The following is a 13904-nucleotide window of genomic DNA, read 5'->3' as shown; positions in this document are numbered from 1 at the left end:
TAATCCCGGCTATTAATCCTACCCATGATCAGTTAGTAATACGTCTACAAGAATTTGATTCAGAGGGTTTTCCGTTCATATCTATTTACCCGGAACGACTCCAGGTCAAACCGACTTTTCCCTTCGGTGATCAGGTCGGCCATTACCTGACCAATTACCGGACCTAACTGAAAACCGTGCGCTGAAAAGGCAAACGCGTGATAGGCCTTTTCGCCACGTACGCTCTTACCGATTACCGGCAGGTTATCCGGCATATAGGCTTCAAGACCGGACCACATACGATTGATACAGGCGGTTTTCATAATCGGGAAAAAATCAATCGCATTATGCGCGCCGCTGGCCAGCAGGCTGTAATCCAGACGCGTGGTGTTATTCGCCCTATCGGCAAACCCTTTAGCACCGCCGCCGATCAGTACCGTGCCATTTTCAAACTGTTTAAATGACAGTGGGCGACTGACAGCACCGACTACCGGCGTTGCAAAATGCGGCATCCGAGCGGTAATCATCAGCATCGGTGCGCTGTATGACATTGGCACATTGTCACCGATCATCACCGAGATCAGGTCCGCCCAGGCACCGGCGCAGTTCACCAGATGCTCAGCCTGATATTGGGCCGTAGCAGTGTTCACCAGCCAGCTGTCACCGACTTTACGGATCTGTTGTACCTGCTCTCCTTCGCAAAACAGTGCCCCCTGACGTTCAGCGGCAATACGAAAAGCCTGGGTCGAGTGAAACGGAATAGCATAACCATCCTGCTCAGACACCACGCCACCAACACAGTGATCAGCAACATGGGGCAGCCGCTCCCGCAGTTCTTGCTGGTCCAGCCTCACTTCGTGAAAATAACCCAACGCGTGCATCTGCTGTTCGCGGTTACGCAATGTTTCAAGGTCGGCTTCATCAGCGGCGACATTGATCAGAGAGCGGGCTCGAAAACCGGTATCGGCATCCAGCTCATCGTCCAGTTGCTGCCACATCTCCATGGCTACTTTACTGAGTTCAACTTCGGCAACATTTCGGCCCAGCAGTCGTACACCACCCGCGTTCACACCAGAGGCATGGCGCGATACGGTGTCTTTTTCAAGTACCGTTACCGAGACACCCCGACGGGCCAGATGGTAAGCCGTTGATGAACCCTGAATGCCACCACCAACCACCAACACTTCACTTTTACGGGTAACGGTCATTGCGCCAGCTCCTGCTCTTTTGTCTCTTCGCCAGCCGCCTTCACTTGTACATCGCTGGCTGCGGTAACTGGAGAAGCAGGCATAACATCAGTAAAACGACTCAGCTCCTGTAACGTCACCAGACGCATGGGTGAACGTAGTCGGTAATAGCCGACCTCAGAAACAGGTTGCTGACGCCAGTCGGCCAGCAGTTCGCTCACTGTGTGACCGCACATTCGTCCCTGACAAGGCCCCATACCACAGCGGGTCTGGCTTTTAAGCTGGTTAGGCTCCCGGGCTCCCAGGGCAAAACCTTGTTTCAGGTCTTTGACGGTTCTCTCTTCACAACGGCAAACCACAGTATTATCAGCGGTTGGTTTACGGTGCTGATCCACTGGTCGATATAAGCGGTCGATAAAGCGACGGAAACGATTTTGTCGTTTTATAAAGCGCAGATCTTCTGCCCCGTCATGTTCGACCTGAAGCTCAGTAATGCGGCCCTGATTAGCCAGCTGCCGCAGGGCGCAGATACGGCCCATTGCAGCGGCAGAATCAGCACCGACGATACCACTGGAATCACCGGCAACAGCAATGAAACTGTGCGAGCTCTGCCCCCAGATATCGGTTTGCGGCTTCCAGCATAACTGCTGTTCACACCAGGTATGCTTGAGGCCCAGTGCCCGGGTCATATTCAGGTTCGGGATAACCCCCTGATGCAGAAATAAGTGCTCGGTTTCTATTTCATGCCTTTTGCCTGAGATGGTAAAGGACAACCCCCGGCATGCGCTTTCCCCCTGTACCTCCAGGCCTTCGGCAAAGCGGTACACTTTGGTATCTGACTTTCGAATTTCGTTCATCAACCCCAGTCCCTTTATCAACATTCCCACCGCGCTCATCGCGCCGGTGATTTCGGACATTGAACTGAGGTAATTGTTCTTAGGCGTGGTATCCACCAGCGCTTTGACCTTAACGCCAAGACGCAGATACTGAGCAACAATCAGGTATAGCAAAGGTCCTGTTCCGGCAAACACGGCACCATCACGCACCAGACCATCGGATTTAAGCATCACCTGGGCACTGCCGGCAGACATTACACCGGGCAGATGCCAGCCCGGAACCGGAAATGGGCGTTCCATCGCACCAGTAGCAATAATAATTTGTCGTGCCGTCAGGCGCTGGGTTTCACCGTCCAGTGAAAATAGCAGCTCGCCGTCATCACCTACATGCCAGACACTGACACCACTTATATGTTCAGCTGAGCAACGCTTAAAGACAGCTGTAAGCTGGCTTCCTTTAAGATAATCCTCACCCAGTAAAGCAGGATCCGCCAACGGACTGGCATCTACATTGCGGTAGATTTGCCCACCACTTCTGGGTTTATCATCCAGTACCACTACCGAAGCCCCCGCTTTTGACGCGGTAATTGCGGCGGACATACCGGCAGGCCCTGCACCGATGATTGCGATATCGTAACTGTTAAGGCTCACTTCAGGCATGATCTCCTCCAACCTCTTGTGCAAGGTTCATTGAGGTCTGAGTAGCGCTCGGTGCTGTCATAGCACTGTCCAGCAGAGACGTATGCTCGGTGATCACCTGGCAGTTTACCGTCATTCCCTCTCTGACCTGGGTCAGACAGGCTTGTTGATTTGGCATTCCGTCAATTTCAACCATGCACTCAAAACAGATACCCATAGCGCAGTAGGCGGAACGTGATTGACGGGTCACCGGAGAAATTCGGGTCGCGGTTTCACCAGCCAGGGCCATCGCCGCCCATAAGGTGCTGCCTTCGGGCACGGTAACCGGCTTATCGTTGATCGTTAAACTGATCATGGACTGATGTTTTTGCTTTTCAGTAAGAGAACGGAACATATCCTCACCGCTTTTCTTTGATGCCCTTATTCAGGGTAAAAAACGCCCGGCGATACGATCGAGCAGTGTCGCTGAAACATCGTGCTATCACAGCTCAATGTATCAATTCTGATCGACTAAACTGCTTACAACAGGGACCGCCGCCGGGCAAAAACTCACGGAGCAGAGGTTATCGTTACCTGAACTGAAGACGCTCGGGTGAGCGACGACATATCAGGCTTAATAACCGGGGACTACGGCCGTGAATTCGCAGCCCCCTTCTTCAGGTACAGAAATTTACAGAGTGATGCTTAGTTAGCGATCTGGTCCAGGATACCCTGACCCCAATCAGCACCAACGTCTTCCAGAATCTGAGGCCATACTTCAGCACGGGCTTTCTTAGCTGCCGCTGCCAGCTGGTCGTCACTCAGCTTGACGATAGTTGCACCGTAAGCTTCCAGTTTCTTCTCGTTAGCCGCCTGGTCAGATTCAGCTTTAGCCCAGCGACGTACTTCAAAGTCAGCTGCAGCTTTACGCAGCGCTACCTGATCTTCAGAGTCAAGATCAGACATAGACTCGTTATTGATGATCATGTACCACACTTCAAAGTGAGTATTAACCGGGATGTAGGTCTTAGTGACGTCACGGAAAGAAGCGTAGTAACCTTCTGCACCGGAACCGATTACACCATCAACAACACCGGTCTGTACCGCAGTGAATGCCTCGGAGAACGGGATTGGTGAACTGATGTAACCCAGTGCATCAGCGGTCAGCTGGAAGCTCTTGATACCCGGAACACGTACTTTGATCCCCTTTTCAACATCAGCGTCACCCGGTGAAACAGCATCACGATTCAGCGCTACACCACCGAAATAAACCGGGTATGCTGCCAGCATCTCTATGTCCTGCTGGGCATACAACTCTTTCATCGCTTTGTTGATTGCACCACCCGGGCCGTAGATAGACTGTGCCTGCTCCCAGTTTGCCGCGATATATGGGAATGCAGAGATCTGCATCTTACGGGATGCTGCAGTCGCCGCTGGCTGAACCGCCATATCGATTGCGCCTACGGAGATACGTTCCTGAACTGTGGTGTAGTCACCCAGTGCACTGGCTGCAAAAATCTTCAGCGACAGATCACCGCCAGTGGCTTTTTCGATATCGGCAGATAGCTCCTGCAGCTCTACATCGATAGTTGCGCCCTGTGGACGGATATGACTGATCTTCAGTTCAGCCGCTTCAGCGATAGATGTCAGGGCAAGTGTGCCGGCCAGTACCGCAGTTGTTAGAAACGATTTCTTCATTACAGAATCCTCTTTCGTTTTTTAGATTTCTTTTTAATAGCCAAAGAAGTTAGGCAGATACATCGACAGGTCATCCCAGAACGATGTCAGGAACACTACTGGCAGGTAGCCAGTAATAATCAGCAGCATGGCAGGCTTTATCACCTTAGTTACCTGAACTTTACCGATGCGAGCGCCGAGATACAGGATTGATGCGTATGGCGGAGTTACCCCACCCATAGCAGTATTCACACCCATAATCGCAGCGAACTGAATTGGACTGATACCGATCGCTTCCATCAACGGCAGAAGCAGAGGGGCGATCAGAATAATTGCGGTGACATCGTTAACGACCATGCCCACCAGGAACAACAGAATGTTAATCAATATCAGCAATATGGTTTTGTCTTCGGTGATCTGGAAGATCGACTCCACCAGCGCTTGCGGTACGCTCTCGACCACAAACATCTGCGACAGGATCATACTGAACAGAATCATCAGCATGATGGCGCCAACCGCAGTGGAGGCTTCCTTACCTGCGAACAGGAAGGTCTTCAGGTCCAGGCCCTTGTAGATCAGGAAACCAACCGGCAGCGCATAGATAACAGCAACAGCCGCGGCTTCAGTTGGCGTCATAATACCGCCATAGATACCGCCCAGTATGATCACCGGCATCAGCAGTGCAGGCGTTGCCTTGAAGCCACGGTTAGTCACTTCAGCAACAAACTCTTTGCCCTGTGGCCGCTCATCCAGCACCAGCGGGAACTTACGCGCCAGCCAGACGTTGACCACAGAGAAGTTAAACATGATCAACAAGCCCGGGCCTAAAGTCGCCAGGAAGCAAGCCAGAATAGAGGTATCCGTCACCCAGCCATAAACAATCATGGTTACGCTTGGCGGAATCAGCAGGCCTAACAAAGATGCGTTAGCGATCAGTGCAGTGGCGTATTCACGGGGATAGCCCTGCTTTTCCATCTCAGGAATCAGTAATGGACCGATCGCCGCCACACCGGTCAGGCCGGAGCCGGAGATCGCGCCGATCAGCGCACAGCTAATCGTTGCCACAACACCCAGACCACCGCGCAGATGACCGACAAAAATATTAACAAAGTTAAGCAAACTGGCGGCTATGCCGCTGACACTCATAATAGTGCCCGCCAGTACGAACAGAGGTATGGCCAGCAATACCGGGTTACCCAGCTGTTGGAAACCCCACAGCATATTGCCTTTCATTATTACGTCGCCGAGGAAATACATCACCATCAGGCCGCCGCCGAAACAGTAGGGTAATGGCAGGCCCAGGGTCAGCAAAACGACCAGAACCGCCACTGCAATCAGTGCAATTTCAACCATCTTATTGCTCCTTATTATCAGTAGTCAGGTCGCGGATGTGATTCCACAGGTGCCACGCGGTATAGATCATCATCAGAACCATTCCGGTGAGCAGGGCAACATCTACGTAAAAAGTGGGGATATACAGGGTCGGACTCTCTTTCCAGACCCGCAGGGAGTATTTGGTAAAATCCCAGGCCCAATACATCAGCCAGCAGCCGATTATCAGACTCAGTACTTCACCAATAATGGCCAGTGAGACAACCTGACGCTTGGTTTTCAGGAAGATTTCCAGCACATTGGCACGGATATGGGTATTTTCACGGGAGGCATTCACCGCCCCGAGGATATACAGCCACATCGTCGGATAGAGCAACGTTTCCTCTAATCCCATCACCGGGATTTCAAGAACGTAGCGCGTCACTACCTGGATAAACTGGCCACCCGCTACCAGACATATCAGTCCAGTCAGCAGATAGCTGGCAAACTTGTTCATTCGGGTTTCCTCAGATACTTCTTATTATTCCAGTGACTCTCATCCAGACTACTCGGCCTCTTACGAGACCAGCCCTGTTACACACTGGTAGCGTTCATATTTGTTTCACAAGGGTATAAAATCAATTTCAAAATATTGATACCTCCATAATTTTAAATTATGGTTAACGTTATTCCTCTTTGCTTACAGTCAGTTATAAATCTGACAAAAACAGGGTTATAAAGAATTTTATGAACATCACCATCCGACAGCTGCAGTGCTTCCGTGAGGTCATGCGCACGGGATCCATTTCTGAAGCAGCGCGAACCCTGCAACGTACCCAGCCGGCGGTGAGTAATATGATCGCCACATTAGAAGAGGAGCTGGGAGTAGAGCTGTTCGAACGACAGCGTGGCCGGCTGATCCGAAAACCGGAAGCGCACTACTTTCTTGAAGAGTCTGAACAAATTCTGAAACGGTTAAATAAAACTGCACGTACCATGAAGGAGATTGCAGGCCTGGAGCTGGGCCGACTGAAGATCGCCTGTATGCCGGCGGCCTCCAACTATCTGATGCCCCGGCTGGTAGCCGATTTTGTGCAGGATAAGCCCAAGGTGAACGTATCGATGATGATGCGTGATTCGTCGGTGATCGAAGAGTGGGTTGCCTCTCAGCAATACGACATCGGCCTGGCTGAAACCCCGCCACCAAACCGGGCACTTTCAGCCATGACCTTTGACCTTAAGTGTGTCTGCGCGCTGCCGATTGATGACCCTTTAGCGCAAAAGGCATTTATCGGACCGAAAGACCTTGATGGCCTTCCCCTTGCCACACTGCAGGAAGATCATCCGAACTATCAGTCTACCCTGAAAGCGTTTCGCAGCCAGGGGGCCACGATGAATCAACGCTTCGAGTTGCTGACCTTTCAACCCGCCCTGAAACTGGTAGAAGAGAACCTCTGTTACTGTATCTGTGATCCGATGACCGCCAGCGGCTATCTGCAACGTTTTGATGACCGGGCTCAACTGGTGTTCAAGCCATTTGCTCCGGAAGTAATCTTGTCAGTCTCGGTACTGACTCCGGCACACCGTCCGGCATCGGTTCTGGCCAGCAACTTTACTGAAATGCTGACCACCGAACTCGACCGGCTGAATGATCAGTTCAAATAAATTCATTTAAACCGTCGAGCAGTCACCAAACCACATCTCCTTGGATGCTAACCATCTCACCTCTGCAAGCTCTGCATTCCAGAGGCTGAATCAGCACAGTTCAATATCAAATGTACTGAGTATTTCGCCCGCTACGCTCAACTATACTGATGAGATCTTACGGGCGTTCTCCGTTTGGGAACAGCATAAATAGGAGATAAAAAATGCGTCACTCAATACATAAATTACTGCTTGGGCTCGCCTTTCTAGGTTGCATTGCTGCGCCACTGGCACAGGCAGACGGTCATATGAAAAAAGCCGATATGACCTTGCACCATATGCACGTAATGATTAACCACGCGATGGAAATGGCGGCTCAGGGCTCGAACCTTATCATGCTGGGAAAAATGAATATGGCTAAGGGTGTGGATGAGATCAGCATTGCTCATGGCGAGCAAATGATAGGCCATGCCAAACACCTGGTCGAAGAGATGATGAGCGGTGAGGCTATGGGAAAATTGCATGCTTCCGGGGCTGGAGAATTACCAGCGATGGCTTACACGCATCAGCTTGGTGAAGCTGCTATGAATTATATCGAGTTGCTGGAAGGTATGTCGTCGGGTAAGAGCGCTAAGGGCTACGAACATAAACACTGAGGTACAAGTCTTATCTTTACCCATTTGCTTCGGCAGCTAACGGAACAACTTTCTTAACTGAGCAGCCGGAGCAATTGACGGTAACGCTGGCCCAAATGATTACCAGCCTTGATTGAGAAGTTATATCTGGCTGCCATGCAGCTTTTGATTTTGAGTTCCTGAATACCAGATACACACTATGGACTACCTATTTGATTTTCCTATCCATCCGATAGCTGTGCATTTTGTTATTGCCTTATCAATCTTCGCTGCAGCGTTGGATATCTGGGCGTCCTTCAAGAGTGACGCGGCAATTGCACAGTTTGCAAAGCTCACTACCTGTTTTGTGGCAATCGCTGCTGTCATCACAATTGCGACCGGCTGGTTTGATCATGAAACATGGCATGCCACTAGTCAGCATCACCATGATGATGCTTCGGTGATCGGACTCCATATGAAACTGGGTATAGCTCTGGCCATACTGTTCTGTGGATTAGCCATTCTGAGGTATCGGATTAAAGGACTTGCTTCAAAGCTTTACCTGTTACTGATACTGACCGGTGTTACTGGCATTACATTTCAGGCTTATTTAGGGGGTGAACTGGTTTACTCTGAGGGGATAGGCGTGCGAGCCACTGAAGAGCACAGAGCTGAAGATAAAAGGCCTGAAGATAAAAGAACTGAAGAGAACAGGGCTGAAGAGACACTGCATAACGGGTCAGACCATGAACATAGCCACGATACAGAAAACCATCATTAAATGTCAGACTAAGCAGTGAGCAACAGCCTTGACCTTGCTTTGCAAACCCTTTGCTCCAGGGCTATAGGCATTAGTTTATTAATAGCACGAAGGCGGTACGCCATAGGCCTGACGAAATGCACGGTTGAAGTGGCTCTGATCGTAAAAACCAACATCAGCGGCGATACTGGCAATGCTATCATCGGTATGGCGCATCAGCTTACAGGCATTTTCCAACCGCAAACGGGTTAGCCAGGCATGGGGAGTCACGCCTGTGGTTTTTTCAAACCGTCTTAGAAATTGATATCGACTCAGGCCACACAGCTGAGCCAGCTGATCGAGGACAATTTTGTCACTCAGATTTTCGTGACAGTACTCCCGAATCAAATTCCGCTGCAGTGGTGCCAGACCACCTTTTCCCTCATTAGGAGAAATCTTGCAGAGCTGTGACAGGAGAGGCTCTAGCAAGCCTATCCAGTTCTCTTCCACTGCTATGGACGAGAGGGAGTTGCTGCTCTGAATACCCTGAAACAACTGTAATAGTTGCGTTGCAATACGGCTATTCTCGAGCATTGCACCGGCAAAGAAGGGATCCCCTTCTGTTTCGTATATATCGCTAAAGTAATCAGTGATCAGATCGGGGGAGAGACGAAACGTTTTTAACCTGTACTCACTTTTCTCATGCCCGATACCGTCATGAATCTCCCCTGGCGGCATGATTGAAACCCTTCCCGGACCAAGCAAAACCGTATTACCCTGAAATTTCTGGCGCTGAACACCCTCAACCACCAGACCGATGTGGTAATCGATATGGTAATGGGGATCAAACCTGTATTCAGAGAAAACCCCTTCACTCAGAACCAGATCCGGCGTATCAGGTATACGATGAAACTCGATATGATCCTTCACGAAGCCCTCTTAAGAGTTAAGCAATGAAAAGCATTTAACTGCAGCGCTAATACTAGCAAAAGCTCAACTGTCACATTTAACAGCTAAGCCCGGAAACTAAAGCCCAGGCAACTGGATACAGGCTTATACCAGCAGCCGTTTGGTAGCACTGATGAAATGATCTATCTCTTCAGGCTGGCTGGCAAAGGTCGTCACTAAACGGATAACATTTTTACCCCAGCGATCATGATAGAAACGAAAGCCCTGATCTAACAACCCGGCAATTACAGCTTCAGGCAGCTTACAGAAAATAATATTAGCGTCTGTAGCGTTTTGTAATTCAACACCTTCAATTTCAGCCAGACCTGTTGCCAGCCTTGCCGCCATCAGATTTGCCTGCTTTGCATTGTTAAGCCACAAACCGTTACTCAGGTAGGCATCTATCTGCGATGATAAAAACCGCATTTTCGATAACAGGTGTCCGGCTCGCTTACGCCGGTAGCCCATCTCTTCAGCCAGAGTACGATCAAAAAGGACGATAGCTTCCGCAGCTAAAACGCCGTTTTTCGTGGCACCGAAAGATAATGCATCAACGCCCGCCCGCCAGGTCATATCTGCAGGCGAACACCCCAAAGCGACCAGCGCATTAGCGAACCGCGCGCCATCCATATGCAGGCGCAAACCCGATTCACGGCAAACATCACCTATGGCCCGAATCTCATCAATTGAGTATATGCTGCCGGTTTCAGTGGCTTGAGTAATACTCACCACAGAAGGCTGAACGGAATGCACATCACCCACTTTGTTGCGGGCTTTTTGCTGCAAAATCTGAAGATCAATTTTAGCGTTATCGCCATCAATGCAGACCAGCTTGGCACCGTTAGTAAAAAACTCGGGGGCGCCGCATTCATCGTTATTGATATGACTTTCCGGATGGCAGAGGACTGATCCCCAAGGCGGTGTTAGCGTACTCAGGCATAAAGCATTAGCCGCAGAACCCGTCGGCACCAGAAACACACTGACCTCTGTTTCAAAAATATCACATAGCTTTTGTTCAACCCGGACAGTGTACTCGTCGGCACCATACGGCGTCTGCTGACCAGAGTTACAGTTTACAATCGCGTCAATCACTTCAGGCGATGCGCCTTCAATATTATCGCTGGCAAAACCTGTATTTAATGAACCGTTCAAATTTTGTTTAGTGCTAGTCACTACTGTTCCTCCAAACACCCGGGGAATCACCCGGTAACTGATACCACTATGCAGGGCTTTTTATCTGAGGCATTGTATAAAATTGCAATTTTCGGAATCAGACCAGAAAAGAACGGTTAGGCTGTATTTATTCTCACATACAAGCCCCCTGCCTCATCAGACCTGCTGGTTGCTTTAGCTACTGTTATTGACCAACTCTGCTACCCGCTTCAGCGCAGCAACCCGATCTTCATTCCACGGCTGGGCGAAGCTTAATCGCAGGCAGTTGTTATAGCGTTGCTGCGAGGTAAACAGTCGCCCCGGTGTCAGGCTAATAGCCTCTTTTCGAGCCAGGTTGTAGAGGGCTACGGTATCAATCGTTTCCGGCAGTTCAAGCCACAACGCCAAACCACCTTTGGGCTGGCTGCAACTCAGGGCCTGAGGAAAAAAGTCACGAATCAATTGCTGCAGCTGTCGGCATTGATCCGATAACTGCTGCCGTTTCTGACGCAGGTATCGGTCAAAGCTGCCCTCTTCAAAAAACATCTGCAATGCAGTTTGAGTCGTACGGCTGCAGGCCAGCTGGGTGACCAATTTAAGTTTAGTGATCCGGGCATGAAATCTGCCAGGTACAATCCAACCGATACGCAGGTCCCGGGACAGGCTCTTGGAGAACGAAGAGCAAAGTATCATCTGATCAGCAGCTGCCATCTCCTGAGCATAGGAATAGAGCGTTCTTGGACGCTGCAGACCAAACGCCAGATCGCCATAAATATCATCTTCGATCAGCACGACATCCTGTTCCCGGGCCAGACTGAGTATTTTTTTCTTATGCTGTTCCGGCATGCAGGCGCCGGTCGGTGTGGCAAAGCTGGGCATCAGTACCGCGGCCTTGATCTGCCAGTGTCGTATCGCCATCTCCAGCGCATCAGGGCTGATGCCGGTTGCCGGGGATGAGGGAACCTCTACCGCCTTCAGGCCCAGCGCTTCAATTAATTGCAATACTCCGTAGAAACCAGGTGATTCAACCGCAACCGTATCGCCGGGCCGGGTCACCGCCATCAATGCCAGTAGCAAGCTATGCTGGCAACCGCCGGTGACGATGATGTCTTCGGCGTCAACATGGCTACCGCCCTCGGCACAGCGGCGCACCAACTGCTGTCGCAAGCCGAGCAAACCTGCCGGTTCATCATAATAATGCTGCTCTTCACCGCGTTGGCTTCTGGCAGCTCGCGCCAAACAGCGGCGCAGCGGTTCGGAATACTGGGTGGGCGTGAAATCTGGCCGGATATCAAATGCCGCGCTCTGCTGCATGATATCCAGCAACAAGCTGTCGGCTGAGATATACGCAGGCTCCATATCCGGCTGGCTTGGCCGGGTCACTGCTGGCTCATGACTTTCCTGACAGACGAAATAGCCGGACTTAGCCCTTGCCCGGATCAGACCCGCCGCTTCAAGCCGCGCATACGCATTGAGCACGGTGGATTTTGACAGCCCCTGTTCGGTACAGACCTCCCTCACCGAAGGTAGTCGGCTGCCATATGCCAACTGCCCGGATTCGATCTGTTCCCTTAGTTGCTGCTCCAGTTGTTCGTAAAGAAAGGCCATAAAGGGTACAAATCCCAGAAATATAATAGGTACAGACGCTTAAACAGGTCATCTGTGCTCGATAATATACTTTTTTTTAAATCTGTTCTTATTTTTATCTCCGCCTAAAATAGTCAGCCTGTTCTTTCCTCTTTTCTTTTTCTGCCCAGGTTCCCATGCAACAGATTCCGGTACATCAACACAACCCAAAACAGGTAAACGGAACAATCTATGTCCGTCTGACCCGGGGCTTTTTTCAAAACCTGCGACGCCTGATCAGCGGCTCCCTGATACTGATGTTTTTCGCCACTGCCTGGATCAATCTGGACGGCGAACAGATTGTTCTGTTTGATTTCTATGGCCGCCGCATTCACCTGTTTGGATTAAAGCTCAGCCCTCAGGACCTGTTTCTGCTGGCAGGGTTTATGATCATCGGCGCGGTATCTCTGTTCGCCATGGCGATGGCATACAGCCGGATCTGGTGCGGATTTGCCTGCCCCCAGAGTATCTGGACCTGGATTTTTATCCGCATTGAAACCCTGGTCGAAGGCAGCCGGAATAACCGGATTAAAAGAGATAAACAGCGCCTTAAAGCCGCAAACCTGACACGTCGTATTGTAAAGCATGCTCTGTGGCTACTAGTCGCTGCGGCAACCTCTATTACCTTTATCGGTTACTTTGTACCGGTCCGGGAGATCGCCAGCGATATCATCGGCTTGAATATAAGCCTGGAGATGTTCAGCTGGATATTGATATTCACTCTGCTGACCTATGTTAATGCCGGTCTGACCCGGGAAAAGGTCTGCCTGCATATGTGCCCCTACGCTCGTTTCCAGTCGGTCATGTTTGATGAAGATACCCGTACTGTCAGCTACGATCAGACCCGTGGCGAACCGCGTACGAACTCTGTTAAAACAGGCTCAGCTAAAAAGATCAGTGGCGGCGACTGTGTGGACTGTAAGCTGTGCGTTCATGTTTGCCCTACCGGTATCGATATCCGTGACGGCCTGCAGGCGGACTGTATTGCCTGCGGTGCCTGTATCGATGTGTGCGATGAAGTGATGGATAAACTCAGCAAACCCCGCGGGCTGATCCGCTTTATCTCGGCCAATACTGAACAGAACAAACCAAGCCCTGTATTGCGGCCAAGACTGGTCGGTTATCTCGTAGCCATACTGGCAACCTTTGGCTACCTGGTGTGGGAGTTCAACGACCGGGATCAGCTGCTGATCGAAGTATTAAGGGACCGGCAGAATATCTACCGCATTACCGGCGAAGGACAGATCTGTAACGATTACCTGCTTATCGCAGAAAACCTGTCACTGGACAGCACTGGTTTTACCGTCGCAATAAGCCACGAGGGAGGTCAGAATGAGCGCTTTGAGCTGGAAGGACCGGGTTATCTGAAGCTGACCCAGGGTAAACGAAATGAGTTTAATTACCGGGTCTGTGCTAAGCAACGGGATAACGCTATTGAAATTGAACCACGATCGAACTCTGAAGCGATGCAGTTTGTGTTATCAGCCGATGGGCAGTTCTGGCAGCAGCAGAGTTCCTTTATTTTTCCACCCCAGTTCTGATCAACAGCCTTGTTGATTAGCCGGGATTTTTA

Annotated in this window: 13 protein-coding genes; 4 read left to right on the top strand and 9 right to left on the bottom strand. The window is 50.6% G+C overall.

The features are described 5' to 3' along the window. Positions 1-59: 59 nt before the first annotated feature. The 6 genes from ACQUQM_RS00525 to ACQUQM_RS00500 all read right to left on the bottom strand — a co-directional run bounded on the left by ACQUQM_RS00525 (position 60) and on the right by ACQUQM_RS00500 (position 6125). Positions 60-1187, bottom strand: coding sequence for an NAD(P)/FAD-dependent oxidoreductase (locus ACQUQM_RS00525; RefSeq protein WP_432472518.1), 1128 nt, complete (start codon positions 1185-1187; stop codon positions 60-62). Beyond that, the gene (locus ACQUQM_RS00520) at positions 1184-2662 is read right to left on the bottom strand and encodes an FAD-dependent oxidoreductase (protein WP_432472517.1); all 1479 of its coding nucleotides are present in this window, start codon (positions 2660-2662) and stop codon (positions 1184-1186) included. Before ACQUQM_RS00520 ends, ACQUQM_RS00525 begins: the two co-directional genes overlap by 4 nt. After that, positions 2655-3035, bottom strand: coding sequence for a (2Fe-2S)-binding protein (locus ACQUQM_RS00515; protein WP_432472514.1), 381 nt, complete (start codon positions 3033-3035; stop codon positions 2655-2657). Before ACQUQM_RS00515 ends, ACQUQM_RS00520 begins: the two co-directional genes overlap by 8 nt. A gap of 290 nt (positions 3036-3325) precedes the next feature. Next, the gene (gene dctP, locus ACQUQM_RS00510; RefSeq protein ID WP_432472513.1) at positions 3326-4318 is read right to left on the bottom strand and encodes a TRAP transporter substrate-binding protein DctP; all 993 of its coding nucleotides are present in this window, start codon (positions 4316-4318) and stop codon (positions 3326-3328) included. Positions 4319-4351: 33 nt separating this feature from the next. Further along, positions 4352-5650 (bottom strand): TRAP transporter large permease, encoded by a 1299-nt coding sequence (locus tag ACQUQM_RS00505; protein ID WP_432472511.1) that lies wholly within the window; start codon positions 5648-5650, stop codon positions 4352-4354. A 1-nt stretch (position 5651) separates the two neighbouring features. Next, positions 5652-6125, bottom strand: coding sequence for a TRAP transporter small permease (locus tag ACQUQM_RS00500; RefSeq protein WP_432472510.1), 474 nt, complete (start codon positions 6123-6125; stop codon positions 5652-5654). A gap of 230 nt (positions 6126-6355) precedes the next feature. Here ACQUQM_RS00500 and ACQUQM_RS00495 point away from each other — a divergent pair, with 230 nt between their 5' ends. The 3 genes from ACQUQM_RS00495 to ACQUQM_RS00485 all read left to right on the top strand — a co-directional run bounded on the left by ACQUQM_RS00495 (position 6356) and on the right by ACQUQM_RS00485 (position 8647). Beyond that, positions 6356-7273, top strand: coding sequence for a LysR substrate-binding domain-containing protein (locus ACQUQM_RS00495; protein ID WP_432472508.1), 918 nt, complete (start codon positions 6356-6358; stop codon positions 7271-7273). 203 nt (positions 7274-7476) lie between these two features. Then, positions 7477-7908 carry a hypothetical protein gene (locus ACQUQM_RS00490; protein WP_432472506.1) on the top strand — a complete coding sequence of 144 codons (432 nt, stop codon included), beginning with the start codon at positions 7477-7479 and terminating at the stop codon, positions 7906-7908. A 178-nt stretch (positions 7909-8086) separates the two neighbouring features. Then, positions 8087-8647, top strand: coding sequence for a DUF2231 domain-containing protein (locus ACQUQM_RS00485; RefSeq protein WP_432472504.1), 561 nt, complete (start codon positions 8087-8089; stop codon positions 8645-8647). A gap of 78 nt (positions 8648-8725) precedes the next feature. Here ACQUQM_RS00485 and ACQUQM_RS00480 read toward each other — a convergent pair whose 3' ends face one another. From ACQUQM_RS00480 to ACQUQM_RS00470, 3 genes are all read right to left on the bottom strand, one after another. Continuing rightward, a complete protein-coding gene (locus ACQUQM_RS00480) occupies positions 8726-9535 on the bottom strand; it encodes an AraC family ligand binding domain-containing protein (protein ID WP_432472503.1) in 810 nt (269 codons plus the stop codon). Positions 9536-9658: 123 nt separating this feature from the next. Then, complete coding sequence (locus tag ACQUQM_RS00475) at positions 9659-10726, bottom strand: threonine aldolase family protein (RefSeq protein WP_432472502.1); 1068 nt, start codon at positions 10724-10726, stop codon at positions 9659-9661. Between the two features lie 174 nt (positions 10727-10900). Next, the gene (locus ACQUQM_RS00470; protein ID WP_432472501.1) at positions 10901-12313 is read right to left on the bottom strand and encodes a PLP-dependent aminotransferase family protein; all 1413 of its coding nucleotides are present in this window, start codon (positions 12311-12313) and stop codon (positions 10901-10903) included. A gap of 155 nt (positions 12314-12468) precedes the next feature. Between ACQUQM_RS00470 and ccoG the strand changes: the two genes are divergently transcribed. Then, a complete protein-coding gene (gene ccoG, locus ACQUQM_RS00465) occupies positions 12469-13872 on the top strand; it encodes a cytochrome c oxidase accessory protein CcoG (RefSeq protein ID WP_432472500.1) in 1404 nt (467 codons plus the stop codon). The last annotated feature ends 32 nt before the right edge of the window (positions 13873-13904 follow it).

The sequence above is a fragment of the Amphritea sp. HPY genome (assembly GCF_050870985.1).
Classification (GTDB): domain Bacteria; phylum Pseudomonadota; class Gammaproteobacteria; order Pseudomonadales; family Balneatricaceae; genus Amphritea.
Note: the sequence above shows the minus strand (reverse complement) of the source record. Positions and strands in the feature narration are given on the sequence as shown.

Bases quoted from the DNA above. Each gene is read 5' to 3' on its own strand.
- ACQUQM_RS00525 (WP_432472518.1), bottom strand. From the start codon at position 1,187: ATGACCGTTACCCGTAAAAGTGAAGTGTTGGTGGTTGGTGGTGGCATT.
- ACQUQM_RS00520 (WP_432472517.1), bottom strand. From the start codon at position 2,662: ATGCCTGAAGTGAGCCTTAACAGTTACGATATCGCAATCATCGGTGCA.
- ACQUQM_RS00515 (WP_432472514.1), bottom strand. From the start codon at position 3,035: ATGTTCCGTTCTCTTACTGAAAAGCAAAAACATCAGTCCATGATCAGT.
- dctP (WP_432472513.1), bottom strand. From the start codon at position 4,318: ATGAAGAAATCGTTTCTAACAACTGCGGTACTGGCCGGCACACTTGCC.
- ACQUQM_RS00505 (WP_432472511.1), bottom strand. From the start codon at position 5,650: ATGGTTGAAATTGCACTGATTGCAGTGGCGGTTCTGGTCGTTTTGCTG.
- ACQUQM_RS00500 (WP_432472510.1), bottom strand. From the start codon at position 6,125: ATGAACAAGTTTGCCAGCTATCTGCTGACTGGACTGATATGTCTGGTA.
- ACQUQM_RS00495 (WP_432472508.1), top strand. From the start codon at position 6,356: ATGAACATCACCATCCGACAGCTGCAGTGCTTCCGTGAGGTCATGCGC.
- ACQUQM_RS00490 (WP_432472506.1), top strand. From the start codon at position 7,477: ATGCGTCACTCAATACATAAATTACTGCTTGGGCTCGCCTTTCTAGGT.
- ACQUQM_RS00485 (WP_432472504.1), top strand. From the start codon at position 8,087: ATGGACTACCTATTTGATTTTCCTATCCATCCGATAGCTGTGCATTTT.
- ACQUQM_RS00470 (WP_432472501.1), bottom strand. From the start codon at position 12,313: ATGGCCTTTCTTTACGAACAACTGGAGCAGCAACTAAGGGAACAGATC.
- ccoG (WP_432472500.1), top strand. From the start codon at position 12,469: ATGCAACAGATTCCGGTACATCAACACAACCCAAAACAGGTAAACGGA.